23 protein-coding genes are annotated in these 26479 nt (G+C 63.1%); 9 read left to right on the top strand and 14 right to left on the bottom strand.

The genetic code is table 11. The features are described 5' to 3' along the window. The first annotated feature begins 127 nt into the window (after positions 1-127). From V474_RS25555 to V474_RS26175, 5 genes are all read left to right on the top strand, one after another. Complete coding sequence (locus tag V474_RS25555; RefSeq protein WP_148649346.1) at positions 128-655, top strand: hypothetical protein; 528 nt, start codon at positions 128-130, stop codon at positions 653-655. Between the two features lie 101 nt (positions 656-756). Then, positions 757-1254 carry a hypothetical protein gene (locus V474_RS09505; RefSeq protein WP_059151258.1) on the top strand — a complete coding sequence of 166 codons (498 nt, stop codon included), beginning with the start codon at positions 757-759 and terminating at the stop codon, positions 1252-1254. An 8-nt stretch (positions 1255-1262) separates the two neighbouring features. Beyond that, positions 1263-3791, top strand: a complete 2529-nt coding sequence (locus tag V474_RS09500) for a TcfC E-set like domain-containing protein (protein ID WP_059151257.1) — start codon at positions 1263-1265, stop codon at positions 3789-3791. Between the two features lie 71 nt (positions 3792-3862). Continuing rightward, positions 3863-4516 (top strand): fimbrial biogenesis chaperone, encoded by a 654-nt coding sequence (locus V474_RS09495; RefSeq protein ID WP_236711062.1) that lies wholly within the window; start codon positions 3863-3865, stop codon positions 4514-4516. A gap of 484 nt (positions 4517-5000) precedes the next feature. Further along, on the top strand, positions 5001-5159 hold the full coding sequence (locus tag V474_RS26175) for a hypothetical protein (RefSeq protein ID WP_169795047.1): 159 nt from the start codon (positions 5001-5003) through the stop codon (positions 5157-5159). Here V474_RS26175 and V474_RS09490 read toward each other — a convergent pair. From V474_RS09490 to V474_RS09450, 10 genes are all read right to left on the bottom strand, one after another. Then, positions 5156-6718 (bottom strand): DUF4139 domain-containing protein, encoded by a 1563-nt coding sequence (locus tag V474_RS09490; protein ID WP_059151255.1) that lies wholly within the window; start codon positions 6716-6718, stop codon positions 5156-5158. The genes V474_RS26175 and V474_RS09490 overlap by 4 nt on opposite strands. Next, entirely contained in the window at positions 6718-8130 is a 1413-nt protein-coding gene (locus tag V474_RS09485; RefSeq protein ID WP_059151254.1) for a DUF4139 domain-containing protein, read from the bottom strand. Before V474_RS09485 ends, V474_RS09490 begins: the two co-directional genes overlap by 1 nt. Before the next feature lie 108 nt (positions 8131-8238). Further along, positions 8239-8580, bottom strand: coding sequence for a sulfite exporter TauE/SafE family protein (locus V474_RS26555; protein WP_236711060.1), 342 nt, complete (start codon positions 8578-8580; stop codon positions 8239-8241). 196 nt (positions 8581-8776) lie between these two features. After that, a complete protein-coding gene (locus V474_RS26550) occupies positions 8777-8947 on the bottom strand; it encodes a hypothetical protein (RefSeq protein WP_236711057.1) in 171 nt (56 codons plus the stop codon). A 91-nt stretch (positions 8948-9038) separates the two neighbouring features. Beyond that, positions 9039-10004: a phytanoyl-CoA dioxygenase family protein gene (locus V474_RS09475; protein WP_059151253.1), complete on the bottom strand. Its 966-nt coding sequence runs from the start codon at positions 10002-10004 to the stop codon at positions 9039-9041. Continuing rightward, positions 9997-11175 carry a DegT/DnrJ/EryC1/StrS family aminotransferase gene (locus V474_RS09470; RefSeq protein WP_330219636.1) on the bottom strand — a complete coding sequence of 393 codons (1179 nt, stop codon included), beginning with the start codon at positions 11173-11175 and terminating at the stop codon, positions 9997-9999. Before V474_RS09470 ends, V474_RS09475 begins: the two co-directional genes overlap by 8 nt. Positions 11176-11327: 152 nt before the next feature. Next, positions 11328-12098, bottom strand: a complete 771-nt coding sequence (locus V474_RS09465) for a CpsD/CapB family tyrosine-protein kinase (protein WP_148649343.1) — start codon at positions 12096-12098, stop codon at positions 11328-11330. Beyond that, a complete protein-coding gene (locus V474_RS09460) occupies positions 12095-13585 on the bottom strand; it encodes a GumC family protein (protein WP_059151251.1) in 1491 nt (496 codons plus the stop codon). Before V474_RS09460 ends, V474_RS09465 begins: the two co-directional genes overlap by 4 nt. 10 nt (positions 13586-13595) lie before the next feature. Beyond that, positions 13596-14840: a hypothetical protein gene (locus tag V474_RS09455; protein WP_148649342.1), complete on the bottom strand. Its 1245-nt coding sequence runs from the start codon at positions 14838-14840 to the stop codon at positions 13596-13598. After that, positions 14821-15441: a polysaccharide biosynthesis/export family protein gene (locus tag V474_RS09450; RefSeq protein WP_236711045.1), complete on the bottom strand. Its 621-nt coding sequence runs from the start codon at positions 15439-15441 to the stop codon at positions 14821-14823. The genes V474_RS09455 and V474_RS09450 overlap by 20 nt, the downstream gene beginning before the upstream one ends. Positions 15442-15850: 409 nt before the next feature. On the opposite strand from V474_RS09450, the gene V474_RS09445 reads away from it, so the two are divergent. Both V474_RS09445 and V474_RS09440 read left to right on the top strand, forming a co-directional pair. Beyond that, entirely contained in the window at positions 15851-16567 is a 717-nt protein-coding gene (locus V474_RS09445; protein ID WP_236711042.1) for a WecB/TagA/CpsF family glycosyltransferase, read from the top strand. Between the two features lie 16 nt (positions 16568-16583). Next, positions 16584-17762 (top strand): hypothetical protein, encoded by a 1179-nt coding sequence (locus tag V474_RS09440; protein WP_059151248.1) that lies wholly within the window; start codon positions 16584-16586, stop codon positions 17760-17762. On the opposite strand, the gene V474_RS09435 is transcribed toward V474_RS09440, so the two are convergent. Further along, positions 17697-19808, bottom strand: a complete 2112-nt coding sequence (locus V474_RS09435) for a hypothetical protein (RefSeq protein WP_148649340.1) — start codon at positions 19806-19808, stop codon at positions 17697-17699. The two genes, V474_RS09440 and V474_RS09435, sit on opposite strands and share 66 nt — an antisense overlap. Positions 19809-19986: 178 nt before the next feature. On the opposite strand from V474_RS09435, the gene V474_RS09430 reads away from it, so the two are divergent. Together V474_RS09430 and V474_RS09425 are read left to right on the top strand one after the other, a co-directional pair. Then, on the top strand, positions 19987-21348 hold the full coding sequence (locus tag V474_RS09430; RefSeq protein WP_236711039.1) for a glycosyltransferase family 4 protein: 1362 nt from the start codon (positions 19987-19989) through the stop codon (positions 21346-21348). Positions 21349-21351: 3 nt separating this feature from the next. After that, on the top strand, positions 21352-22875 hold the full coding sequence (locus tag V474_RS09425; RefSeq protein ID WP_059151245.1) for an O-antigen ligase family protein: 1524 nt from the start codon (positions 21352-21354) through the stop codon (positions 22873-22875). On the opposite strand, the gene V474_RS09420 is transcribed toward V474_RS09425, so the two are convergent. From V474_RS09420 to V474_RS09410, 3 genes are read right to left on the bottom strand one after another with little or no spacing between them, the layout of a single operon-like run. Next, positions 22856-24202, bottom strand: coding sequence for an oligosaccharide flippase family protein (locus V474_RS09420; protein ID WP_059151244.1), 1347 nt, complete (start codon positions 24200-24202; stop codon positions 22856-22858). The genes V474_RS09425 and V474_RS09420 overlap by 20 nt on opposite strands. Next, positions 24187-25338 (bottom strand): acyltransferase family protein, encoded by a 1152-nt coding sequence (locus V474_RS09415; protein WP_082699698.1) that lies wholly within the window; start codon positions 25336-25338, stop codon positions 24187-24189. The genes V474_RS09420 and V474_RS09415 overlap by 16 nt, the downstream gene beginning before the upstream one ends. A gap of 3 nt (positions 25339-25341) precedes the next feature. After that, positions 25342-26478, bottom strand: coding sequence for a glycosyltransferase (locus V474_RS09410; RefSeq protein WP_082699697.1), 1137 nt, complete (start codon positions 26476-26478; stop codon positions 25342-25344). Position 26479: the final 1 nt, after the last annotated feature.

Here is a 26479-nt window from a genome sequence, read left to right as displayed (position 1 = left end):
GGGGGAATGTCGTAATTGTCATTTGTCGCTGGCCAAATTCCCGAGAGAGTGTTGGCCCGGTATGACGACCTTGCAAAGGTTGACAGTTATGCTTTCGATCGCGAAAAATTGCGTGCTTTCCTCAGTCATGGGCATTGCCGTGGTTAGCTCTGTTTTTCCTGTCGTATCTGCTCATGCAGCTACTCAGGGGATTATCGGGCCAACATCCAGTGGCAACATCACTATTAATGCAACCATCAATGCCCTTGTCCTGATATCCGGCCTGAGTGATATTACATTCACTACCTTGGATAGTGTAAACGACGCCCAGCTGTACGAACCCGTCTGTGTTTGGAGCAATACCTCCAGCAGAAGCTATACGATCAGGGCTGCCGGGGATGGTGCTTCCAGTGCGTTTACGCTTGCCAGCACAGGCCATGCGCCCGTTCCCTATTCGGTAGCCTGGGCCAATTCATCGACGGCCACAACCGGTACGACGCTCGCACCAGCCACTGCTTCTGCTGCGTTTACCAGCACCGCTATCACGCCGACGTGCGGGGCGGGCGCGAGCCCTACCGCCAGGCTTTTTGTGGGCATTAGTGCCGCCAATCAGAACACGATGGTGGCCAACGCCGCGTATACTGGAATCCTGACCCTGCTCGTAACGCCGCAGTAATCGCGCTAATACCCTCAAGCTCACGAACTGCGCCCAGTGCGGCTTGATGCGAGGGACGAAAAACGGATGGCGGGTCCGATCCAGCGAAAGGACCATTGAAAATGGCATGGTGGATCCGCTTTACGGCAGGCTGCACTCTTGCACTATCCGGTCTGGTCACGCCGGCCAGCGAGGCATGGGCGCAGAATGTGCAGATCGCTTCGCTCACCGATGCCTCTTTCGGCACCATCGCCTCGGTCGCCACCAACCAGACGGCTTCGCAGACGCTGTGCGTCTACAGCGGCGTGACGAACTACACGATAAGGGCCACCGGATCGGGGACTGGCGGCGCGTTCACCATCGGCATCGTCGGTAACAGCGCCGCGCAGTTGCCCTATACCGTCCAATGGGCTTCGACGGGATCGCAGACCACGGGCACGCAGTTGATCGCCGGCCAGGGTTTGAGGTTCACGCCTAACCCGCTTAACCTGCTTTGTTCTTTGGGCAGCCTCTTCGCCAGTAGCGCCAGCCTCATCGTAACCCTGCCAGCCTCCAACCTGAGCGCTGCTCTGGCAGGCACTTACACCGGAACCCTGTCGCTTATGGTGTCGCCGAACTGACAGGCGGCATGGCGCGGGCACACTTCTTCGCCATTTCCGGGGCCATCGTAATGGCGGCGACGATGGCAGGCGCCGCAAATGCAGGCGACGCGCCCATAATCCGTCGGAAGGTCGCCATGACCGTGAAGCCGCCAGCCGGCTTCGAGGACTTGACCGGACCGCAGCAATTGGTTCTCGACGTCTACATGGGCGGCGTCCGAATGGGCGAGGCGATCGCCATCGTTGAGCCAGGCCGTTTCCGTTTCGTGGATGCCCGCAGTCTGGTGGACAGCCTGCCCGACATTAGCAACCGTCCACGGCTAACGGCGGCGCTTGGCGCGCCCAACTTGGACCCGCACCCCGAGGCGATCTGCCCGGTTGAGAGCGGGGCCTCCTGCCCGAAGCCGTCGTTCGATGTTGTAGCCATCATATATGACGCAGCGCACTACCGCGTGGATATCCTCGTCGATCCACGTTTTCTGACGGTGAAGGCCGCAGTGCGGCTGCAAAACCTGCCGCCTCCGTCCGATGCTCCCGCACTGGTCAACTTCCTGTCGGGCACGGTTACGGGAGGGCAGGGCCAGGCCGCCCAGTACTACCTTCAGGACAACGCTGTTTTCGGCATCGGCACGGGCCGCATTCGCGCAAACTTCCAGCAAGCGAGTTCATCCGGTTTCCAGACCGACACATTTGCTGGCGAACTCGACCGGCCCGGACTGCGCTATACCGCCGGGGCTTTCTGGATACCGGGTAATACCTTGCTCGATCGCCTCAAGGTGGTGGGCTTGGGCCTATCCAGCCAGTTCAGCACCAGGCTAGACCGCGACCAGTTGATGGGCAGTCCACTGATCCTGTTTCTCGAACAACGCGCGCGGGTTGATATCATGGTGAACGGTAATATCATGTCGTCGCTCGTCTACGACGCGGGGAACCAGGCGCTGGATACCTCGGCCTTGCCCGAGGGCTCCTATACGGTGACCTTGCGGATCACATCTGCATCGGGCGGAATGCGCAAGGAACAGCGTTTCTTTTCTCGCAGCAGCACGTTGCCCATGATGGGGCACGATGCATTCCTGTTCTATGCTGGGGCACTGGTGCGCAGCAGCGAAGGATTGATCGGCGACATCAGCCGTACGCCGCTGTTCCAGGCGGGTTGGGCGCGGCGTATGAATGCCGGACTTAGCGTCAACCTGGGCGCGATGGGCACGGACCGCCGGCAATGGGTGTCTGCAGGTGCAACAATGTTGCACGGCGACTGGCAGTTGGACACTTCGGTAAATGTTTCGAACCGGGGAGGTCTCGGCTTTTTCGGACACCTTGCGCGCAACGGCACTTCGCCGCTTTCCATCGATCTGGATGCGCGCAGCATTTCGAACCCCGGCGGCGGCCCTCTGCTGGCTAATACGACGGTCGTTCTCCCGACTGCCGGAAGCGTGGAATACAGCCTCTATTCCGGCGCTTACACCCAGTTCAACGGTGCAGTTGGCTATCGCCTCGGACAAGGGAGGCTGGCACTGGTGGGGACCTATCGGCGGCAAGTGGACAGTCGCGACTATTCCTTGGGGCCGGCGCTTTACATGCCGCTGCTGCGCTGGCGCGACGTGGCCCTCGATTTCAACGGGACCTACACCGCCACGCGGACCGGGCGGCGAGGCTACGCCGGACTGAACCTGAGGATCACCCGCCCGCACACCACCTACACCGCAACCGGCGGCAACCAGTTCGGATCGGGGGACAAGGGGTTCGGCGGCGGCGCTCAAGCCAGTTTCAATGCCTCGCGCCGGCTCGACGATGTGCTGGGCGCCCAGGTTCAGGCCGATGGCGGCGTGGAACGGTCGAAAGGGACCACTTATGCGCAAGGGCAGGTTCAGGCGCGCAGTGTTATTGGCGACGGCAGCCTGAACTTCGTGCAGCCCTTCGGCGAAGGAGCCACCCAATTCAGCGCCTCGCTGAACACGGCGGTGGTGATGGGGCAAGGGGGCGTGCGCCTCAACAGCGGCGGCAACGGCGATGCGATGGTTGTGATCCATGTCGATAGCGACGAACCTGATGCTGCCTTCGAAGTACTGGTGGACAACCGGCCAATGGGCACCTCCAGGGACGGCAAGGATCTGACGCTTACCCTGCCATCCTACCGCGCCTACGCCATCCGCATTCGCGGTAACGGCCAGATCCTAACTGACTACGACGCAAAAGCCCGCCAGGTTAGCCTTTATCCCGGCAACGTCGTCTGGCTCGACTGGCGCTCCCGGCCCGTAATAGCCGTCTTCGGCCGGCTGGTGGGACCCGATGGCGGCGCTCTCGTCCATGCCGAGATCACCGCAGGCGGCGACTTGGCCGAAAGCGACGAACAGGGACATTTCCTCATCCAGACCGGTCAGAATGCCACGCTGACGGTGCGCACCCGTGGCGGTCTTGTCTGCAAGGTCACCCTGGATACTGTCAAGCCGGCCAGTGGATATGCTTCGATCGGCGATCAACTTTGCCGCCCGGCAGCGTCGGCGCTTCCCAACCCTGCTTTTGCTTCTCCATCCCCGCAGCAGAAGGTTAATCAATGAACATGCCTGCGCTTATCGCGATCACCTCGTTTCTGGTCCGCGCGGCGGCGATCCCCATCGCTCTTGCCGTTATGCTTGGCCCTCTTGCCGCAGTGCCGGCACGGGCGGGCATCGCGCTCAGTAAGGTCATCGTAGACCTCGCCCCCGATGCGCCTCCGCGCGATGATATCGAGGTCATCAACGACGGTAACGAGCGTCAATATGTGGTAGCGGAACCTGCGCTTATCCAGGCAGCCGGAACTGCACAGGAAAAGCGCATCGATTCGTCCGATCCTATGGTAACCGGCCTTTTGGTCACACCGCAAAAACTGGTGCTGGAAGCGGGAGAGCGAAAGCTGATACGCGTGGCCCTGATCGCGCCACGGGGCGCCAACGAACGCGTTTTCCGCGTTGCGATCAAGCCGGTGGCTGGCACCGTCGAGGCTGAACAGACCTCTCTAAAAGTCTTTGTCGGTTATGACGTTCTGGTCATCGCGCGGGCAACGTCCGTTGCCGGGAAAGTCGTGGCCGCCCGCAGCTCAAATGCGATTACCTTCCACAACCGCTCGAATGCCAGCGTGGAAATGTCGGATGGGCACCAATGCGATGAAGGCCGCAAGAATTGCCTGCCTCTACCCGCCATGAGACTTTACTCCGGTGCCGACTGGACTGTCCCGATCAAGCAAGCGGCGCTGGTGGAATACAGGATGCAGCAGGGAAAACTGTCATCGACAGAGAGCTTTTGAACGCTGAGCGAGTGCTTGCCATACAATGATGCGAACTGCCACTCGCCAGGCGCCGATCGTCCCGTGGACCGCGCAGCCTGAAGCCGCTTCCCAGATGTAAGTCTAGCTGGCGAGGCGGGCGGCGCCGCCGCCGATCTCCCGTCGCATCGCTAAGGAGCTTACCAGCGGCATCATCCTTTCCGTACAATCGGCCAGGTCACGGCAGCGGCATAGCAGGATGTCTCCATCATGCTCGAATTAAGCATGATGTCGGCCCGGGCGACTGCCGGGCAAGGGCAGGACCATCGAGATCGCCGGCTGACGATGACGACGATATCTTCGTCCTCAAGTTCCTGCGCGCGCGGCCAGTTAGTGCCTAATCATAGAGTATTCAAATATTTAACATAATCTATATTATCGGTTTAAGTTGATGTAGGCGTAACTTAGAGATGTCACTGCCCGCGATCCTGGTGGTATGATCTCCCGCCAGTCGGGAGGTGCGCTTATGACGGTGCTGGTGATGAGCCATGATGCACGTAGAGCGGCGAAATTCGACGCGAAGCTGCATTACAACAAGGCGCCGTTCATTCTGGAACCGACACCGGTAAACCGGCCGCTTGCGGGTGAACGGGTCGAAATTTACCGTTTCCCTGCCGGTGCTTAGAACCGGTAGCGCAATTGCGCGGTGTTTTTCGGCGGCAGGGTTAAAGACCAAGTCGCGATGCCGTCGATCGTTGTAAGCGCGGCGCCATCAACCTCGATCTTTTGACCGGCACTGCCGATCGGCACCTCCAGCACGATAGAAAATGGGCTGGTATTGCTGGCGGTGATCACCGATTCCCGGGCCGCGCCCTTTTTCTGCGTGACGGTGACCCGCGTACTGTTTCCCGCTACGAGCCGGAACGTTTCTCCTTCGGCGCGATCTGTGAGCGAGCCTAGGCCCAGCAGCAGTCGCTCACCGCCTTGGTCATCGGCGTATAGCGCGGTGCTTCCTGAAGGCAGCGCAAGGCCAAGTCCAGCCTCGCTCTTGTTTTGCAGGACCAGCACGACCGCCGTGGTAGCAGCCTCGATCCGCTCCCCCGGAGAAACAGAACGGCGATAGCGGCGCTCAAACGGCACTTGCTCGCGCGCCAGCAACGCCACCTGCTTCTGACTGCGCGCACTTACCGTCACTCGCTCAGGCACCCGGTAGAGTTTGAGATCGCCAAGGTCTTCCGGCGGAGGTGGAGGAGGCGGAGGTGGCGGCGGAGGGGCCGACATTACGGCCATCGGTATGGGTGGTGGTACGCCGGCGAAGCTGCGTGAGGCTGTCACAATAATATCGTCGCGCCGTGCCTGCTCTCGTAGGTCGGAAGTAGTGGTGCCCAGCGGGTAGCATTGCAGTCTCAATGCGCCAACCGCCGCGCGCAACATAGGCGTGCCCACCCGGTTCACCTTGCCTGCCACCGCGTTGACTTGAGCATCGGCGAAGACCTGAGGATTACCGTTGCCAAGGCTCAACCACGCGAACAGGTCGAGGGAGCGGCCATCGCTTGCCTGCGTGGCGACATAGCTTGCACGCCAGTCGAAACCGGATGCAATGTAGCTCAACCGGACGGAAACGGTGCGGGCCGAAGGGCTGTCGGTAACCACGCTGAGTACCGGCTTGCTGGACAGCCCGGCAGGCACCCCGGCAAATTCCAAACGCTCCGGCAGGCCCGAGCAGCGCAGAGTCTCCACACCGTTCGCGGTTCGCAAAACTACGCCTGGTTGCGGACCTGCGACGATCGTGGCTTCTTCGCTGACCATGCGCCCGGTTGCCTTGTTGGTGCGGGTCACAGTGACTTGCCGCCCCAGCGTGCCATCGACGAGCGAAGCGGGCGACAGCAGGCGCGCATCGCGGTTCTTCTCGACCGTGCCGCCGGGCAGCCCCTCGATCACGGCGCTTACCGGGATGATCCCTTCGGCCACGCCTTCGAAACGCAGCACGGCGCGGCCGCGCGGCAGGCGTACCTTACGCGTCTCCGTCACCATCGCGAAGCCGCCTAGACTGCGCAAGTCCAGCGCGCCGTTGCTATAGGGAGCGCGGTAGACCGTCAGCTCCACACTACCGGGTCCAGACGAAGTTACGGCCTTTTCGGCCCCCTCGCCGCGCGTCCCTTCCCTGGCATCCGCCGGCCAGCCAGCGGCTACGGCCAGCAGCGCGGCCGTAGCCGACACCGAAAAGGATGGCCATGCAGTCATCAGTAGCGCGTGTCGAACGTCGCGGTGACCACCGCCTCCCCGTTGGCCGGCACCGGGACCTGCCATGCCGCCGAACCCGCGTCGCGCCGTTCGCTCTTGCGGTTCTCCTCGATGATACGGGTATCGCCCCAGTCTAGCCCACCCTGCACCAGTTCCACCGTCGCCGTGCGCGAACGAGCGTTGGTCAGGCGGTAGCGCATCTGCGTGCGCCAGCGGCTATCGCCAAGGCGCGTGCGCGAAACGGTCGTCGGCTGGACCTTCACGTCGAAAGCGTCGCCGGTCGGCAAACCGATGGTGGAACCTTGCGGAGTGTGGTCGATCTGGTTTTCGCCGGTGAACTGCGGTTGCCCGCGCGCGTCGCGGACATAGACACGCACTGTACCGGCAGGCAAAGCGTCCCCGAGACCACCCGCGCCCGAATTGGCGAAACGCAGTACGCTTGCAGCGCTGCGCGGCTCATTCGAGGTGCCCAGCCAAGGGTTCTCGAAACGATAGGCCGAACTGGCCGACACGCCCTTGGCATCAAGGAAGCTGACCTGCTTGGTCTGCTTGTCGGCGATCGTCGTGCGCTCAGCCAGCGGGTATAGATAAAAATCGCCGAGTTGTTCGCGGTTCGCGCTCTCGGTGCCGGGCTGTACGCGCGTTGTCCGGCGTGAAGAGTAGGACGGGGCATATTGATTTGAGTCGTTCGAACTGCCAACGTCACCCGCTACCAGCAGTGTCTTTGCGGCATTGAAGGTTGTGCCGCTGGTATTGCGCAGCGTCACCCAGCCCTGCACGTCGACAGTGCCGCTCTTGTCGTCGAACAGTGCGACGTAGTCGGCGCTCCAGCCAAGGCCGCTGGAAAGGTAGGAGAGCGTCGCGGGGCGATTGCCGGCGCGATTGCTCGCCAGTGTGACGGACAGCGTCGGGCGGGCACGCAGCGATTCCGGTACACGGTCGAACACGGCACGTACCGGCAGGCCGTCGTCGCGCAGGACTTCGACGTGGCCGTTTATTTCCAGGACCACACCGCCGTTCACAGCCAGGACTTTCGCCCGCTCTCGCGTTTCGGCGCCGGTTGCCGGATTCGTGCGGATCAGCGTGATCGTCTCGCCCACGGCTTTTTCCATCAGGCTGGATGGGCTTAGCAGGTCAAAGTCGAAATTCTGTTCCACGATCGCAGCGTCGGCCACGGTGAGCGATACCGTTTCAGGCCTGATCCGGGCGCTGACATCGGGAAAGCTCTGTCGCACCCGGCCCTTACCGAGGTCCAACGGGCGCACATCCTGCACCAGTGCCAGGTCGTTGTTGTAGATCGTTACCGATAGATCGCCCTGTGCGCTGGCACCGCCGGGTAGCGGCGTGACCTCCTGCGCAGCCAGTGAAGCGGGGATCGCCAGAATTGCCCAACCTGCCCAAATCGCGCGCATCGACTTCCCCTTCGATCTCGATACATCTTCATGCAGGCGTTGGAGCTGTGATGCAATGCCCGAAAAATCAACAAGGTGCGGGCTGAAGTTGCAACCGGCCGGAGGTTTTCAGAAATAGGCCTTGGCGAAGAATTCCACGGTCACGATGCCAGCAAGGATCACCGTGACAGCCTCCACCATGCGGCGAGGCAAATGCGTTCCCAGCAATGCCCCAAGATAACCCCTGGCTATTGCAGAGGGCGCCAATAGAAGCACGTCGTGCCAGCGTACCGCGTTCATCACGGCAAAAATGCCGATGGCGGCGGTGTTGGCCGCCGTCACCAGCAAAGTGCGCGGCGCCTGAAGACGATTGAGGCCGGTACGCGTAGTCACTCTCCAGATCGCCATCATCATGATGCCGACGGCGCCGCCGAAATATCCGCCGTAGATGCCGAGCAGGAACTCGCCCAACTGGATAACTGTCGGCCCGGCCCTTCCCCGCCTCCTTCCCAGTGGAGGCGCGCAGCGATGCGCTTGCTGAATGCCGGTGCGAGCGTGGCGACGAGCAGCAGCCATGGCAGTACGCGGTTGAACAGTGTCGAGGGGGTCGCCAGCAGGAGCACACTGCCGATCGCCCCGCCGAGCAGAGAAATTATGGCAAGCCGCGTCAACGACACGCCGCCACGGGGCCGATGTCCTTGCGGTAGACCCAGGCGCTGGCCGCACCGCCGGGATAGAGGGCGACGCTGCTCGAGGCATTGGCGACTACCGGCGGCACGCCCGTTGCCATCAAGGCCGGCAAGGTCACAAAGGAGCCGCTCCCGACAAGCGCGTTCATCGCACCCGCCAGCAGGCCTGCGCCGGCAAGAAGATAGTGTTCACGCCAGGCCTTGTGCCTATCCGCGCCAGGCCGCGCAATGCGGTTGGCGCTAAAGCCCGGCAGGGGGGATCAGCCGGACCGGGAGCGGCAGTTCTCGCCGCCAGAGCGCACAGGCCTGCTGGCGCGCATTCAACGGCCGGGCAAGGTCGGCGATCTGTCTACGGCTGATGCCCGAGCGTTCGCAATAGAACGGATGGCGCGGTTGCCGGGCGAAGTAGCTGTGGAACAGGGCCGTGCGATCCACCGTATGGGCAGGCTGGCCGCGGTGGAAATGCTCTGCCGTCTCGCAAAAGATGACGGTGCCGGCAGGTCCTTCGCAGCTGACCATGTCTGTTTCGTACCCTGCTCCCAGCCTTTCGGTGAGCGCTGCATCGTCCGCCAGCATATAGCGGTAGCCGTTGACGCCCCCCTGCCGGGGGTCGCGGCGGCGGATCATCTGGAAGGGGCCGCCGCCGGCGGCAACGTCGTTGCAATAGACGGCTACTTTGATCGTGCGCCGGTCCTCCCAGTCGCGGTGCCAGCGGCGCGGGCCTGCTTCCTTGCCATCCGCGACGGTGTAGATGAGTTGCAAGCCGTCATAAGCGGCAGGCAACCCGAGGTAGCTTTCCACGATGTCGAGCAGCCTCTCGTTAAGACCCCATCTGAAGATTTCCGGGCGCGAGGCGATGTCGGACGGCGGGACGATGACGAACTCCTGCCCTTCTGCCGCGAGCCGGCGCGCTTCCGGTGCGAAATCGCGTGACAAGCTCCGCGCCGCCGCCATCATCTCGTCCGATCCCGGCAGGCCGAGCGAGCCCAGGCTGGTGATGTGAATGCCGTCGCGGCGCAGGTCTTCCACGATCCGAAAGTCCGCGCCGGAAAGACTTGGCGCAAGCGGACCATGTCGCGCCAGCGCGTTTTCGTGACTCTGCATCAGCAGGGGATTGAACATGGCCGAATTGGCGCAGCGCAGCGCGGTTCGTGCCGGCAGGTCACGCGCCCATTTCATCGCCGAACGCAAAGGCGCTTCAGCCATGGCTGAGGATGTCGATGGTTCGATCGACGAGGCTATCGCTGAGGTTGGGATGGATCGGCAGGCACAGGATCTGCCGGGCGATGCGGCGTGCTACCGGCAGCGGCTGACGCGCCGAAGGCAGGTCGCGGTAGCCGGGCATGTCACAGATCAACGGATGGAAGTAGCGCCGCGCCAGGATGCCTGCGGCCTGCAGACGGCGGCACAGGGCATCGGCGTCTACCGGATAATCTTCGGATACCAGGATCGGGAAGTAGGAATGGTTGAGCGTGGCCCCGCCGCCGATGGTGAACGGTGCTATGCCGTCGATGTCCGCCAGAGCTGCGTGGTACCGGGCGCTGATTTCGCCGCGCCGGGCAATCAGATCGTCGATATAGCGCAGCTGGAGCAGGCCGAAAGCGGACTGCAATTCGTTCAGTTTTCCGTTAATCGAGGCACGGGCCATCACTGTATCGTCGATGAAGCCGAAATTGCGCAGCCGGTCGATCTTCGATTTGGTGCGCTGGTCCGGCGAAACGATCGCCCCGCCCTCAAAAGTGTTGAACACCTTGGTCGCGTGAAAGCTGAGCACGGAAAGGTCGCCCTGCCGCAGAATGCTCTGACCGCCCGTTTGAACCCCGAAGGCATGGGCCGCGTCGTAGATCACCTTAAGTTCGTAGACGTCGGCGATGCGCGAGATCGCCGCCGTATCGCAAGGATGGCCAAAGCAATGGACCGGCAGGATCGCGCTGGTCCGGTCGGTGACGGCGGCCTCGATCCCGGCGGGCGCCAAGTTGCAGTCCTCCTCGTCGATGTCGACGAAGACCGGCGTCGCTCCGACCAGACGCAGCGCATGGGCGGTCGCAACGAACGTGAACGGCGTCGTTATAACTTCGCCGCCGACCTTCATCGCCTGCAAGGCCAGCCACAGGGCAGTCGTGCCATTCGATGTCAGCGAGATATACGGGACGCCAAGATACTCTTCGAGCGCGCGCTCCAGTTGCTGGTGGAACGGCCCCGAGTTGGTCAGCCAGCGGTTGCTCCAGATGGTTTCCAGAAACGGAACGAATTCTTCCAGCGGCGGCATGAAAGGCTGCGTGACCGGGGTCGGCGGCTCTGCCGGCACGTCAATCGGCACGAGGGCCGGGATACGTGCCAGTGCGGGCATAGCGACAGGGTGTTCGCTGAGTTTCATGCGTCCAACTTCACCTTTGGAAGGAACGGGAGACCGCCTCGTTCGAAGCGGCAGTTGCGAGTTTCAAACACTATATTCCACGCATGGCGGCCCGCGCAGGCAGCGTAATCCGTGGGGAATTCGCAGACCGCCATCGTCACCCGCCCAGCGTTTCAGGCAGGTTCGTAGTAGTCATAATCGTACCGGCGGCTGCCGCTGGTTATGGACTTGTTGAGCACCGTGCCGACGATCCGCGGCGCGCCCAGCAGACGCATGGCCTCCTTCAATTCGCCCGAGGTCGTGCGGCCTTCCTCGATCACCATCACGATCCCGTCGCCCTTGCGTGCGATCAGCATCACGTCATCCAGCACCAGCGCAGGCGGCGTGTCGATGATGCACAGCGGCTGATACGGCATGGCGCGGATCGCGGTCATTGCGCCCGCCAGTCGGTCCAGCGACAGAAGGGTCGACGAATCCTGCCGGGGTTCGCGCACGGGATAAAGCGTCAGATCCAGCCCTGCCACTTTCTGGCCTACGTCTTCCCATTCGCAATCGCCCAGCAAATAGTCATCGACGCCGGCGCTCACCGTAAGGCCGAAGCGCGTTGCCATAGTCGGTCGCCGCAGGTCGAGGTCGATCAGGACGGTGGGCTGGATCAGGCTGAGCGCGCAGGCCAGGTTCGCGGTGACGAACGTCTTGCCATTGCCCGCCTGGGTCGAGGTGACCACCAGGACGCGTCCACCCTCGGCATAAAAGCCGTTCATGATCTGCGATCGCAGCAGGATGAAGGTTCGCGCGCGCGGGTCCATGTGTTCCAGCCCGAAAATGCCGTTTTCGAGCAGTTTCTCGCGGTCGAGCCGAACCCGCCGCCGTTCGAGATCGACGATTGTGCAGGGGCTGGTTTGTCCGGCGAAATCTTCCTTGCCGACAGTAATCATCGTCATGCCTCCGCTCGACGGGAATTGGGGCGCCCTCGCCGCTTTTGCAGAAGCCGGCTGATGCGTTCGAATAGCGGCGATGTAGAGCCGGAGCCCAGCACCGGAACCACTGCCAGCGGCGGCGCGTTCATCAGACGGGTGACCGCGCCGACGCCGTGGATCGGACCGGCCAGAACCTCCCACACGACCACAAGTGCGAAGCCCAGCGCCAGCCCGCCGAAGAGCCCTCCGGCCACCATCTGCAAGCGCTTGGGGCGGATCGGGTCACCCGGTATGCTGGCCGCGTTCACGACCGAGAAGCGCTCACCCTTGTTCTCCGCCTGGAGATTGGCGGTGACCTGCGCTTCCATCTGCTTGTCGCGCACGTCCTGATACTGACGCTTGAGGTTGTCGTAGTCACGCTCGAGATTGTTGAGTTCGTAAGTCGCCTGGGGCGCCATGGCGGTCATGCGGTCCATCTGCGAGATCGAGCCCACCAGTTCCCCGCGCCTTGCCGCCAGTGAGGATATGCGCGAGCGGGCCGCCGCCATTTCCGAGGCCACCACGCCGCTGCCTGGCGATGGGCGCATTGATGACAAAGCCGCCTGCCGCTGGCGCGAGACTGCTGCGCGCGCTGCGACGACATCGGGGTAGGTATCGGAATACGTCGCGGAAAGCTGGGCAAGCCGATCCTCGGCAGTGCGCAGCGCTTCGAATTCGGGCTTTGGCGCCGAGGCGATCTCCTCGCTGCGCGCCGCAAGAAGACCATTCTGCTGCATCAACCCCTGGGTTTCCGCATCGAGCCGCGATACTTCCGCGCGCAGCGACGAGCCCGATTGTGCGCTCAGGGCCACCTGATCGGGCAATGCACCGGCATAGCGACTTTCCACCTCGCGGCGCTTGCCTTCCAGTTCGACCATCTGCGCACGCAGGTCATCGACGCGGCGGGTCAGGAACGAAGCGGTGCTCACGGCCTTTTCGGTCCGCAGCCGCTTGTCCTCGGTCAGGAACATCGCGACCAGTCGCTCCGCCACCTTGTGAGCGGCCACGGGGTCCGAATAGGTGAAGGACAGGTCGAAGGCGATGGTGTCGTTGCCGTTGCCAGATGGCTGGCGCCCGTTGGCGCTGACGAGGTCTACCGCGATGGAATTGCGCATCACGCCCAGCAGGTCTTCGAACGACATCTCGTTCTGTTCGCGCTTGTACAGACCGGCCTCGCGGATGAGCCGGGTCAGGCTGGACCGGCTCATGATCTGTTCCCGGATCTTGGCCACGCTTTCATTGGCGTAGTTAGCCGATTGAACGGGGGGAGCGAAGCCGGTCGGTATCTCCGGCGCGTCGATCAGCAGGGTCGCCTGCGAGCGGTAGGCGGGGGTCATCAGCAGCGCCGCCGCCAGAGCCGCCACAGTGCCGATCACTGCAGGCACGACGATCCACCAGCGCCGCCGGAAAAAAATGGCGAATATCTCGAGCGGGCTGATGACGCTGAGGTTCGGTGCTTGCTCGTCAGTCATGTGTGATCACTCATCTGCGGGTCCTGGGCTTGAAAGTGAGCTGAATACCGAAGTACGCGGCGCCGATCCGATCACCGGTGACGGCCTGCCGGCGCGCGTACTGGACGTTCCCTGTCAGCATGATTTGCGGATGCAGCTTCCAGTCCAGCGCGCCCATGGCGCGCAAGGCATCGGTGGCGCCGTCGCCGAAGGTATCGGGCGGCCCGATCGCCGGCGCCCCGCCGACCAGCGTCGAATGCCGGAATTCGCCAGAACCGCGCAGCACGAACTTCGCACCGACCGGCTGCATCACCGAAAGCGATACGATCGCGTTGCGGCGCAGCCCGCCCAGCCCGCTGACTTCGGTGTCGAGCGAGGTGGAAAAGCAGCCGGTCGGCCCGCGGCGAGCCCACTCCCCGTCTTCCCGGCAAAGTTCCAATCGCCCGGCAAGCAATGTCCGGCCTGGCCGGGTCGCCGCGAAGCCGCTGCTTATTTCCTTCTGTTCGCCGGTTCTCGATGCGCCGAATTCCACCAGGACCTTGACATGGTCGGGTAGCTTCCGGTTGAAAGTGGCATAGAGCGCGGCCGTGTTGACGTTGCCCATCGCGGCCACCGAACTGATCGAATTGTGGACCCTCAGGCCAATGCTGGTGCGCGGCCCGGTCCGCCGAGAATAGCCGACTCCCATCGACAGCGCTTTGGCATCGAGCAACAGATTGCTGCCCGTGTAATATGTCCGCTCGACGCGCACTTCCGGCGTGATCAGTTCGTATGCGTTCGGGGTCCAGGCCGCATCGACCCCGGAGAACCAGTTGTTGCGGATCGCGCCGGGATCGCTTGCTCCGTCGGGGCTGGACGTCAGCAGGTCCAGCGCCAGCATCCGCTCGAAACCGGCTGCGAAGCCGATGTTCAGGTACTCGTTATGACGATAACGTCCTTCGACGCGTGCATCTCCCAGCAAGAAATGGCCGTAGAGCCGGCTGTAATCGCGCCGCCTTAATGTTCCGGCGATGAGCAACGTCGAACCGTTCTGGGTGGTGATCGTAACGCTGGGCGATGCCGCCACCTCTACCATCACTGCGCCCGCTTTCCCGGTGGACAGCAGCAGCGGATTGGACGACGCGAAGATCGCGGTGTCCACCTCCAGCTTCGGCTCGGTCCGCGCCTCTGCCGGCGAGGCGGCCAGTCCCGGCAGGACAAGCGCGAAAGCCACGGCGGGAAGTTGCCGGCATCGTCCGGTCACACAGGCTGCATTCTCAGGGAATGACGAGGACATCGCCTGCTCCCAGTACGGGCAAGGGCACGTCGAGCCGCCCGGTGTCCATCTTGCGCGCGCCCTTGAGCACGCGGGAAAGACGTACAGGCTCGACTGTCTGCCCCTGCGCTGTCTGGCGCAGGATGATCGCGTTCTTGACGTCGGCGAATTCCGCAAGTCCCCCGGCCATGCTCAACGCCTGCAGTACGTTGACGGAGCGACCCGAGGCGAAGCCGCCCGGTGTCCGAACCTTGCCCATCACGTAGAAGCGCATGCCCGTGGCCTCGCGCACCGCGACGGTCACGTCTGGCGGCGCTTCCCGGTAATTGGGAGCGAGATTGTCGCGAATCTGGAGCGCGATCTCGCGCACGGTGCGGTTGGCCGCACTGACCCGGCCGGCCAGCGGGAAGTTCAGGGTGCCGTCGGGCAGGACCCTGACCAAGCGCTGCAACCGCTCGTCACCCCAGACAAGGATGTCGAGTTCGTCGCCGGGATTGACGCGGTATTCGGGGTCCACACCGCTGGCCTGAACCACCGGAACCACATCCTTGGCGGCCGCCAGCGCCGGGGCTCCCATGCAAAGCGCAGCGAGAAGTCCCGGCAGCGCCTTGAGGGTGGCCATAGTCCCTCGCATACAGAACATCTCGGTTTACCCCCGTTGTTGAGGGCCAAGTGTACGACCGGCGTAGCTCTTGCGGCATTCGTCCAAGGGGGGTCCGATTTCTCACCACACGAAACTGGAAGCGTAGGACCATATCCCTGCAAATCCGTAGGTAAAACACCCCGGATGATACTCAGATCGCAATAGCCGCGAAGGCGGAGGCTAACGCACAATGTATAACAAACCTTACTGAAGATTGTGAACTGCACGATAATCACAAGAAAAACGGATCGGTGCAGTAATGGGAGTGAACAGGGTGGAAATGACAGTTCTTCCGGTCGCTTCTGCGGGCCCGTTGCCCGGTTATGGTGCGCGAGCATCCGCTGCACGGCGAATGCGCGGGCACCAACGCACGTCGGAATTCATCGACATGAAATTCGCCTGGCGTGACCAGGCTCAAGTGCTTCGCGATGTCGAACAGCGCGGCGCAGACGCACCGTTCGCCTATATCGTCACTCCCAATGTCGATCATGTCGTGCGTATCCAGCATGCCCGCTCGGACCTTTGGCCAATGTACCGCAATGCCTGGATCACCTTGTGCGACAGCCGTATTTTGGGCCGCCTTGCGGCACGTGCCGACATGGCTCTGCCGATCGTACCCGGCAGCGACTTGACCGTCGCGCTGTTTCGCGAAGTCATACGCCCGGACGACCGGATCGCCGTGATCGGCGGCAGCAGCGGTGCGATCGACAAGCTGCGCCAGACCTTCGGGCTGACCAACCTGGCTCATCACAACCCGCCGATGGGCTTCATCCACGATGCCGGCGCGACGCAGGACGCGGAGCAGTTCGCGATCGAAGCACGGGCACGCTATACCTTCATCGCGGTGGGATCGCCGCAGCAGGAAATTCTCGCCTATCGAATTGGCCGCACCGGGCAGGCGACCGGAGTGGGGCTGTGCGTGGGCGCCAGTCTGCAGTTTCTGACGGACGAACAGACCCGCGCTCCCCGGATAGTACAGCGGATGTGCATGGAATGGCTGTTCCGCCTGCTGAGCGATCCCAAGCGGTTGTGGCGCCGCTATTTGGTCGAAGGGCCGCTGATCTTCGAGATCGCCCGGCAATGGCGCCTGCGCAGCGCCGCCTGAGCCGGCCGTTGGGCACATGAGGCGGGTCTATGGACTATATGCGCTGGCGCTTGCCGGGCTGGCTCTGTGGCAGATCGGACCGGCGGTGCCGATCGTGATGCAGTCGCCTCCAGTCTTCGAAGCCGAAAAAATGGTGGCGGGCCCTTCCTTTCCCGCCCGTATTCCGCGCCGTTTGCTCGTGTCAGGCCACAGCCTGACCGACCATCCCTATCCCGAATATCTGGAGGGCATCGCAGCCAGCCTCGGCAGGCCGATGGACTGGAACATGCAGGCGCTGGAAGGCTCCTCGATAAAGGACCGGACGATGGGTTCGGGGCCTGTTCCCTGGGCCGGATATGCTGCCGGAACCGACCGGGCGGATCGGCCGATGGACATGCTTGCGCAATTGCGGCGCCCGCTTGCACCGGGAGAAATCGCCTACGATACCCTTGTCATTACCGAGCAGCATACTTTGCTGGGCAGCATCGTATGGAACGACAGCCTGAGTCTCCTGCGTGACTTTCATGAGCGTGTGATCGCCCAGAATCCCCATGCGCAGACTTATCTGTTCGAGGCCTGGATGAACGTCGTCGACCTTGACGATCCCTCATCGTGGATCGCCTACGAACGGGCTGCGGCCCCGCTCTGGCGCTGCGTCGCCGGACGAATAAACCACGATCTTGTCGCCGAGGGACGAGCCGACAGACTGGCGACCATCCCCGCCGCGTCGGCTCTGACGGTGCTGGTTGAGGAAGCCATTTCGCGCCGTCCGGTCCCCGGCCTCGAAGGGCCCGACACCCGGTCGATACTGGCGCGGATATTCCGGGATGACGTGCATCTGACTTCAGCGGGCGTCTATTACATCGCGCTGGTATCCTCCGCGATATTGCAGGGGCAGACTGTTCATACTTCGGTGCGGCCCCGGGGGATGCGCAAGGACACTGCCGACCGCCTGCAGGACATCGCCGCCCGGTTCGTCACCGCACACCGGGCCGAACGCCGGGAGATTCCGGCGAAAAGCTGCAGCAAATATGTCAGCAACAGCTTCGCGCCGCAGTATCTGGCCTACCAACGCTCGCTGCAATGGCGCGATTATCCCGGACCTATGGTCTGGCTGAAGTGGGCCAGGCTGCGGGTGCAATGGCCCCGGCTATTTCGGCGCCGGGACGCTTCCAACCCGCTCTACATCAGCAAGGCGAAGCCCCCGGTCCTCTGACAGAAGCTGTGCAAGGGCGATCGAACGCCCTTCGCCAAACCGGACCAGAGCTATGCGCGAGATATCCTGTCCGCCGCCGGGGCCTTCCACACGAACCGGGCCCTGGCCTGCCTCTGCGCTGAAGCGATAGGCCTCGCGTTTCGCCGGCAGGACCAGAGTATCGGTGCCGCCTCCGCCGTCGATACGCCCACCGGGGGCGCCACTGGCGTTGAACCGGTCGTCCCCGGAGGTGCCTACCAGCACGTCATAGCCATGCGCCGTTTGCGTAAGCGTGGACCCGCCCGGCTTGCCGATCATCAGGCGCGAGGGCGCATAGGCCACTGCAGGCCCCCGCAAAGGCGAAGGAGGATGGGCCGCGAGCCAGGTCATCATGGCGCTATACCGGGGGGAAGTCTCCTGCCCCACCGATTCCAACGCCGACCAGCTCCCCCATTTCGAGGGTGTGCCGATGATGCCGAAGTTCATGAACAGACGCCCGCCGGCCGCGGCGAAAGCCTTGTAGTTGGCGGTTTCCAGCGCGGTGAATTCGGGCCTTCGCTGCAGCTTCACCAGGAAATCGGTATAAGCCTCATTGCCGTGCTGGGAAATCGGCGTGTATTCGCCGAAGCCGCTTTCGTAGCTGACCAGTCGCAGTCCATGCGCCTTCGCCTGCTCGGCGTGATAGCGATAGAGCGGTGCGTTGAAATCGGCGATGCGCTTGTCGAGCGCGGCGACTGCACGGGCATATCCGCCGTCGCTGTCCTTCCACCAGCCTTTGACTATGGGCACGCTCTCGTCGGTGTTCATCGTCCCGTCGTAGTATGCGGTGATGGCATATTCGTCGAAATAGTCGGAGGCGCGCATCTGCCGCCCCTCGGCATCGCGCCAGTTCGCGGTATCCAGTCCCTTCGCCTCCAGCCCGCGCCAGGCAAACTGGGTGCCGAAGACCATCGACACCCTACCCGCGCGGGAACTGCGCCGTTCGGGTTCGTTGAAGGCCTTCTTCCAGATCATCCCGACCTGCGCCGCGCGCATGCCGTACCATTCCAGCCAGTCGCCATTCGGGCCAAAGGCGCGCCGCGCCTGCGCCTGTGCATAACGGGCCTGCGGAAATATCCAGTTCCACACCTCGTTGGACAGCTCGACATGGATCTTCAGGTCCGGCCGCAAGTGTTCGCGCACATAAGCCGCGAAACCCCGGACATAATCGTCGCTGGCGTTGACCGGCATCGTGAACCACGGCTCCGCCCCGGTACGGTTTGCGATCTCCACCAGCGCCTCGACCGGCACGCCCCGGCTGCCCTCGCCCCAATGCATCGAGGTTGGGCGCGGCCTGTCGGCCCAGTTTAGCTGCGGTGCGTCGCTGATCGCCGTTTCGTCCGTGATTGGCCCGCCAGTGGGCGCGAACAGGGCATTGGTGTTCATCCAGTCCATGAACCGCAGGACCTGAAACGCATCGATCCGCGCGAGGAAATCAGGGTTGAAGGTGAGACCCGCGCGGTAGAGCGGCAGGTAGTCCTCGCGCACGACCCTAATGTTTCGCAAGGAGGCCCCGGCATCGAGGCGAAGGTAAAGACTTCCGCCGCGCCCAGCCTCCACATGCATTTCACCCGGCGCCTGCGAAAGGATGCGTCCGCCGTCGACATCAAGCGCGTTGATCTCGCCCGTTCCATCGTAAAGCACCACATATCGCGCGCTGGGCGGCGCGGCAGGATTGTCGTGAATGACGTTCACCACCAGCGAGCGGTAACGCCGGCTGGCAGGATCGGCCGAAGGCAAAGCCCACCCGTCACGGTCAAGCGCGACGGTTTCGCCGGTGTCGTAACTGCCGTCGGCCTGCGGCAACCACCCGCCGGCGGATTTCATGACATCGAGGGTCGGTAGCGCGGTACTCCAATAGGCCAGCCCATCGAGGTTGGTGCCCATGCCCATGTCGGCGCCCATGTCGGCCGCCAGCCCCGGGGGATCGTCCTTGCTGGCGGCGGCGAGGCTTCCTTCTCCGCAAGCGGCTAACGGCACCGCGACCACGCAGGCCACGAACAGCCATCGCACGGCGTACCTTGCCACCGGAAATCTACCCACGCGCTTCTCCCCTCCCAATGGGCATGATCGGATGTTGCGGGCGGCGGCCATATAGTGCCGACAAGACCGGAAGGATGCTGCCGGGACGAACCCGGCGTTCGGGCAAGTCCTTCTTCCGCCGCGATTCTAGCCGTTCGGCCCGGCGCTGACAGGTATCCGTATTATGGTGGTTGAAAGTACCGGGCAGATTTCGGACCATCACATGCCTGGCCCCGGTCCGACCCCTCCCCCAAGGCCCCGGCGTATCCTGCTGCTGGCGGAAATCGCCAACCCCGACATGGTAAGCGTGCCCTTGGTTGCCTGGTGCATTGCCGAGGCGCTGGCCCGGCAGGCTGACGTTCACCTTGTGACGCACATCCGCAACCGCCCTGCGATCGCGGCGCTGGGATGGAAGGAGGACCGTGATTTCACGATCATCGACACCGAACCGATGGTCCAGCGGATTTTCCGCATCGCCCGGTTTCTGGGAGCGAGCGACAATCGTGGTTGGACTATTTATCAGGCACTTGCACCGATAGGATGCTACGCTTTCGAGAAAGCGGCGTGGGACCGTTTCCGCTCGGCTCTGGAAGTTGGCGACTACGATATCGTCCACCGGCTGACCCCGATGAGCCCGACGACGCCCTCCTTCCTTGCGCGCAAGCTCAAGCGCATCGGGATTCCTCTGGTCGTCGGCCCGCTGAACGGAGGGCTGCCATGGCCTGCCGGTTTTGCCGACCGGATGCTGCGTGAGCGCGAGTGGCTTTCACGGCTGCGCGGGGCTTACAAGTGGCTTCCCGGCTATGCCTCCACCCGCCGCGATGCCGCCGCGATCCTGGCGGGTTCGCTCTACACCCTGTCAGAACTGCCCGCGAAAGCGCAGCCGCGCAGCTTTCACCTGCCGGAGAACGGTATCGACCCCGCCCGCTTCGGCCTGCGCCGTACCCGCCGCGCCAAGGCGCCGCTGCGCGGGGCCTTCGTTGGTCGTCTGGTTCCCTACAAATGCGCCGATGTGCTGATCCGCTCGGCATGGGACCTGCTGGCAAAGCGCGAACTGCACCTCGACATCATCGGCGACGGTCCAGAGCGCGAGAGCATAGCCGCGCTCATCAGGGACCTGGGTGTGGATCACGCGGTGACGCTTCACGGAGAGGTCCCGCACCGCCAGGTCCAGACGCTGCTGGTAGACTGCGATTTCCTCGCCTGCCCCAGCATCCGCGAATTCGGCGGCGGCGTGGTGCTGGAAGCAATGGCGCTGGGGGTGGCGCCGATCGTCGCCGACTATGGCGGCCCTACCGAACTGATGGATGACGAGACGGGCATCCGGGTGCCCTTCGACGGACCCGAGGCGCTGGCCGAAGGCCTGCGCACCGTATTGCTGGAAGTCCTCGCCAATCCTGAAAAGCTGGACCGGCTGGGAGACGCTGCCGTGGCGCGGGTACAATCGACTTTCACCTGGGACCGCAAGGCCGAACAGATCGGACGGGTCTACGACTGGGTCCGGGACGGCGGCCCGCGCCCCTCCCTGCTCTGCACGGCGAGTTGAACCATGGCCTATCTTGTTATCCTGATGCTCACCGCCGCTGTGGTTTGGGGCCTTCGCCAGTTGCCAGGGCGGCTGCATACACTATGCGGGCCCCACCAGATGACGATCGTGCTGGCGCTTCCGCTTCTTGGCACTTTCGGAATGCACTATGCGTTTTTTGCCGCCGGCGTCATCGTCCTTATAGTGGCGGCGCCCGCAGTTAGCCGCGCTGGTCTGGTCCTTCCTGCCATGCAAGCGCTGGAACTGCGCAGTCAGTTGTTCCTGCTATGCCTGCCGCTGATGCCCATGATGATCTACACGATTGCCATCGGCGGGCTGACCTTTGCCCAACTCAACTACGTCCACCTGCTTGGTATCGGCTATATACTGGCCGTCATGCTTTCGGGTCAGCGGCTGCTGGAACCGAGGCTTCAGGCATGGGACATGCTGTTCCTGAGCATGATGATCGTTCAAGCCTTCATGGATTGCCGGGGCAACGATCTCACCTTTTCGGTCCGCGCCTGCAACCAGATTATCCTGAATCTCGGATTGCCTTATCTGGCGGTAAGCCGCGCTTTCGTTCGATCGCGCTCGCCGGCAGACCTGATGCTGGCTTTCCTTCTGGGCGCTTGCATACTGGCCCTGATCGCGACGTTCGAGGCACCTCGCCACTGGCTGCTATACGACACCATGCCGCAAGGCATAGGCGCCGACCCCGAAACGAGTTCCGGTTACGCGAAGCAGCGCGGCGGTCTTGTCCGTTCACGTGCGAGCTTCGCGGAATCCACCAGCCTTTCGCTGTTCCTGGGCATGGCAGTCGTGACCGCCGTGGCACTGCGCAAGCACCTCGGGTCAAAGCTTACTTTCTTTGTGGTGTTGGTGCTGCTGTCATCGGGTGTTTTCTTCACGCTGGCGCGCATCGGCTACATCGTCATCATTGCCGGACTGGTCGCCTGTATGGTTCAGGAACGGCGGTGGGGCGGTCTGTTCAAGCTGGTGCTGGCCGTGCCGATCTGTGGCGCAGCGCTGCTGGCGCTGTCGCACGTGATCCCCACCTTGGCCGCATCAATGGGCACGGGCGAGGATGCGGCCGGATCGGTTGACTACCGCTCCGAACTGCTCTCGCGCGGCCTCGCGCTTGCCCGGGAAAACTGGATAACCGGCCTCAGCATGACGGATATCTACGATAATCTGGAAAGCCTGCGGCAGGGTGAAGGGATTATCGACCTGGTGAACCAGCCCTTGACCATCCTGATGCGTGGAGGAGTTTTTGGCGCATCGCTCTATTACGCGATGCTGGTGGGTGTACTGGGTGTGTTGTTCGTTCGGGGGCCGGCGCTGGGCCGTGACGCGGGCGCAGCAGCAGCAGCAAGTTTCGCTGGACTGATCGGCCTGATGGCCAGCCTCGTCACAACCAGCTATGGACGAAACGAAACGACTTACGTGGTGCTGCTGGCGGCCGGTGCCGGACTGGTAAGCCGCGCGGTAATGCGCGTTGCTGTCCCAGCAATGCGCCCGACCTTTAACCTCACCCAGCAATCAGCATGAAGTAAAGCTTGTCGCCGATGAGGCCAAGGACTGCTCCGAAAGCCAGCGCGCTGATGATCAGTGCTTCCTGTCCTGCCCGGAACAGTCCGGCGCGGCGCAGTTCGTGCCAGCAGTAGACTTGCACCGGCACCTCAATGCATCCTACCGCGCCGACCAGCCCCATCGGCCCGAAGGCCAGGAAGGCGCAGGTCCCGACCACGATCAGCCAGGTCAGGCGCACCAGATTGCCATAAAGCAGCGCCTGCACCCTGCCGACAACGATAAGCACTTCGCGCGCGGCATAGATGTTCATCGCCATCGCAGGGGCCAGAGCGAGGAGTTGCAGGTAAGTTGCCGCCGCCTGATAACGGGGATCGTAGAGCAAGTTGACGACTGCGGGGGCCATGCTGATGAAACCGCCCATGGCAACCATGTACAGCAGCGTCATCGTGCGGCGGCTCTCGTAATAGGCATGGGCCATCGAGCCGGGATCTTCGCGGTACGCTCGAGCAAAGGCGGGCAGCAGGATGCGGCTTGGGTAAAGCGAGGTGAAGCCGGAAGCCACGCCGGACAAATTGGCGGCCAGCGAATATAGGCCGAACAACGACAGCGGAAATATGCGGGACAGCACGATTTTGTCCACGTTCGAAAGCAGCACCTGAATTGTATTTGCGCTCGCGATCGTGCGCCCGAAACGCCATAACTCGCCCACCTCATGCCGGTCGAAGGCGAACCGGCGCAGGGACCCGGGAAACAGCGCGTAGCTGAGCACGGCCTTTATAGTGGCGCCCACCAGCCCGGCGAAGATGATCGCCCAGTAGCTGTGCAATGCGATGGCCAGCACGATCCCCGTCACCGTTTGGGTGACGGCGCTGGCGATATCGAGCATGCTGAGCATGAACAGCCGCTCCTCCCGCACAGCGCTGAAGGGGGCGAGCGAGGAACATGCGTCGAGCACGAAATTGATGCCGGTCACCGCGATGGCGATGGTCAGCGCCGGCTTGCCCAAGAGTAAGGCGAGCGGTTCGGCGCAGGCCATCATGGCCAGCGTCAGCACGGCTCCGCGCAGCAGGCGCAGCGTCCAGATGACGTCGAGGAGCCTGGGATCGTCACCTTGGGCATGGCGGACGATGTAGACCCCGAAGCCTACGTCGGAGATCATCAGCAAGATGTTGAGGATCGCCCCGGTCAGCCCCGCCACGCCGAAATCGACGGGTGAAAGGACGCGGGTGAGGATGAGCGTGCTGGCAATGCGCAGCACGTTGGAGGCGACAATGGTGATCACCACCAGGCTGACGCCGCTCTGGATAGCACGGCGCCAGGGCGGGTGTTCTAGGACGGTTGCCATGCTTTCAGCGCGCCCCCTGCCGGATCATTCGTCTTTCCCCCTGGCCGCAGGCGTCGCCGCAAACGGCGCAGCAAAGGCCTTTCGAAAAGCAGGAAAATCACTATCGAAAGCGTGATGCAGACCGGCGGCAACATCGCTGCCAGCACTGGTGCAAACGCCGGATCGCCGCCCCATAACCGGGCCGCCAGTGTCACCAGCGGCCGATGGGTCAGGTAAAGCGCGAAGGAAGCCTCCCCCAGCAGCACAGGCCAGTGGCCCTGCAGGAGCACCGAAATAGCGCCCCGGCCGTGCGCGAAGACCAGCACCGCGGCGGCCATCAGCGGCAGATAGGCAAGTTGCCAGCGGAGCGGCATCGGCAAGGCGAGCAGCGAAAACCCCACCATCGCGGCCGGGATCGCCAAAGTCACGCATAGTTCTGCCGTAGTCCCTGCCCACCGCCGTCCCCCGCCCTGCTGCCAGGTACGATAGAGCAGCATTCCGGTTACGAAATCGGCCAGCCTCACAGGCGGGGCAACGTAGAAGAGCCACTCCAGCCTTGGCGAATATACCGGCTCCCACATCATCGCCATAACCGCGAGCGCGGTGACGAGCATCAGGCCAAGGACGAGGCACAGCGCCAGAAGCCGGGTGGGCACCCGGCTCAGCCATGGGAATGCGGCGTAGAAGAACAACTCGTCCGAAAGGCTCCACGACGGCCCGTTTAGCGCGTAGTGAACCGTGGTATCGGGCGACCATGCGTGCAGTAGCAGGAAGTTCAACCCGATCGTTCCCGGTCCCGGCACCGCGCCTTTCGCCGTCGCCAGCCATGCGAGGAAGAACAGCGTCATGATCCAATGCAGCGGCGCGATACGGCAGACGCGCCACAGGAAATATGACCGCATCCGGGGCTTCCCGGTAGCAAGCCTGGCTCCGTAGGCATGGCTCAGGATGAAGCCGGAAAGGATGTAGAAGAACGAGACCCCGCAGTAGCCTTGGCGAAAAAGCGTCTCGTAGATCCACGCGGCGGGCGATCCCGGATCGGCGCCAAGAAATTCGAGGTGCGAAAGCAGGACCGCAAAGGCCGCCACAAATCGGAGCCCCGTCAGCTGGGCCAGAGCGGGTGACGTGGGGCAGGAATTCGGCCGCGGCGCGTCCACCCATCACCTCGCATCCAGCGCAAGCAGATCAAGATACCTATCCGCGACTTCGCGTTCGCTGAACTGGTCCAGCCAGTCCCTCGCGATCGGCGCGGGTCTTTCGCGTAGGGCTTCCAGTATCGCCGTGCTCATCCGGTCGAGGTCGCCCACGGGAACCAGCGTGCCGCATTGGCCATGGTTCAGCGCCTCGGCCGGGCCGGATGGGCAATCGGTGGCGATCACGGGCGTGCCCACCGCCAGCGCCTCGATCACGACATTGGCAAGGCTCTCGAAATCGGACGAGAGGACCATCAGATCGGCTTTGGCGACATAGGCGTGGGGGTTCGGCACAAAACCCAGCAACGCAACGTCCCCCCCCAGGTCCATGTCGGCGACGAGGTTTCGCAGCATGTCGCGTTCCGATCCGTCGCCCAGGATCACTAACCTGGCTGGCATCTGCGCGCGTACTCGTGCGAACGCGCGGATGAGCAGCGAGAAGTTCTTCTGCGGCTCCAGCCGTCCCACGCCGATGACGATCGGCACCGTGTCGTCCGCGAACCAGGGGTGGTCGACGGGCTGCTTCGCCTGTTCGATCAGCCCGTCGCTGACGAGCGGGTTGTAGATGCAGGAGATGCTTTTCGGGTCGATGCCGATCACTTTGGCAAGATCCAGCGCCGTGCCTTTAGAAACCGCGACGATGCGATCGGCAAAAGGGTAAAGGTAGTGCGCCAGCGGGAAGAACCAGTAGCGCGACTGCCACGGCTTGGGGCCCGCGCGGTCGACAGAGGGGAAGCAATGCTCGGTCAGCATCAGGTGAAACCGCAGGCCTGAAATCCAGCGCACGACGATGGCATAAAGATTGGGGAAGCCGAAACTGGCGCACATGACCGCGCTTGGTCGGGATTTGCGCAGATAACTGCGCAGCTTGAACAGCCGCGCGATCGGCCCCCGGGCCTCCAATACATCATAGCCGATCCCCTCGGGGATAAGCGTGCGAAACGGCGAATGGGGGTTGTCGACATCCACCACGATCGAAGACTTGATGCCTCGCCGCAGGAATTCGCCCGCGAGGTTGAACACCACCCTGTCGACCCCGCCGTTGTGTAGCTGGCGGGTGTAGAAGATGATGTCGACGGCGGGGTCCATTGCTTTCGTCGCCATG

The organism is Novosphingobium barchaimii LL02 (assembly GCF_001046635.1).
GTDB classification, from domain to species: Bacteria; Pseudomonadota; Alphaproteobacteria; order Sphingomonadales; family Sphingomonadaceae; genus Novosphingobium; species Novosphingobium barchaimii.
Note: the sequence above shows the minus strand (reverse complement) of the source record. Positions and strands in the feature narration are given on the sequence as shown.

Coding starts and splice junctions, on each gene's coding strand:
- V474_RS25555 (WP_148649346.1), top strand. CDS start 128: ATGGGCATTGCCGTGGTTAGCTCTGTTTTTCCTGTCGTATCTGCTCAT.
- V474_RS09505 (WP_059151258.1), top strand. CDS start 757: ATGGCATGGTGGATCCGCTTTACGGCAGGCTGCACTCTTGCACTATCC.
- V474_RS09500 (WP_059151257.1), top strand. CDS start 1,263: ATGGCGCGGGCACACTTCTTCGCCATTTCCGGGGCCATCGTAATGGCG.
- V474_RS09495 (WP_236711062.1), top strand. CDS start 3,863: ATGCTTGGCCCTCTTGCCGCAGTGCCGGCACGGGCGGGCATCGCGCTC.
- V474_RS26175 (WP_169795047.1), top strand. CDS start 5,001: ATGACGGTGCTGGTGATGAGCCATGATGCACGTAGAGCGGCGAAATTC.
- V474_RS09490 (WP_059151255.1), bottom strand. CDS start 6,718: ATGACTGCATGGCCATCCTTTTCGGTGTCGGCTACGGCCGCGCTGCTG.
- V474_RS09485 (WP_059151254.1), bottom strand. CDS start 8,130: ATGCGCGCGATTTGGGCAGGTTGGGCAATTCTGGCGATCCCCGCTTCA.
- V474_RS26550 (WP_236711057.1), bottom strand. CDS start 8,947: ATGAACGCGCTTGTCGGGAGCGGCTCCTTTGTGACCTTGCCGGCCTTG.
- V474_RS09475 (WP_059151253.1), bottom strand. CDS start 10,004: ATGGCTGAAGCGCCTTTGCGTTCGGCGATGAAATGGGCGCGTGACCTG.
- V474_RS09470 (WP_330219636.1), bottom strand. CDS start 11,175: ATGAAACTCAGCGAACACCCTGTCGCTATGCCCGCACTGGCACGTATC.
- V474_RS09465 (WP_148649343.1), bottom strand. CDS start 12,098: ATGACGATGATTACTGTCGGCAAGGAAGATTTCGCCGGACAAACCAGC.
- V474_RS09460 (WP_059151251.1), bottom strand. CDS start 13,585: ATGACTGACGAGCAAGCACCGAACCTCAGCGTCATCAGCCCGCTCGAG.
- V474_RS09455 (WP_148649342.1), bottom strand. CDS start 14,840: ATGTCCTCGTCATTCCCTGAGAATGCAGCCTGTGTGACCGGACGATGC.
- V474_RS09450 (WP_236711045.1), bottom strand. CDS start 15,441: ATGGCCACCCTCAAGGCGCTGCCGGGACTTCTCGCTGCGCTTTGCATG.
- V474_RS09445 (WP_236711042.1), top strand. CDS start 15,851: ATGAAATTCGCCTGGCGTGACCAGGCTCAAGTGCTTCGCGATGTCGAA.
- V474_RS09440 (WP_059151248.1), top strand. CDS start 16,584: ATGAGGCGGGTCTATGGACTATATGCGCTGGCGCTTGCCGGGCTGGCT.
- V474_RS09430 (WP_236711039.1), top strand. CDS start 19,987: ATGGTGGTTGAAAGTACCGGGCAGATTTCGGACCATCACATGCCTGGC.
- V474_RS09425 (WP_059151245.1), top strand. CDS start 21,352: ATGGCCTATCTTGTTATCCTGATGCTCACCGCCGCTGTGGTTTGGGGC.
- V474_RS09420 (WP_059151244.1), bottom strand. CDS start 24,202: ATGGCAACCGTCCTAGAACACCCGCCCTGGCGCCGTGCTATCCAGAGC.
- V474_RS09410 (WP_082699697.1), bottom strand. CDS start 26,478: ATGGCGACGAAAGCAATGGACCCCGCCGTCGACATCATCTTCTACACC.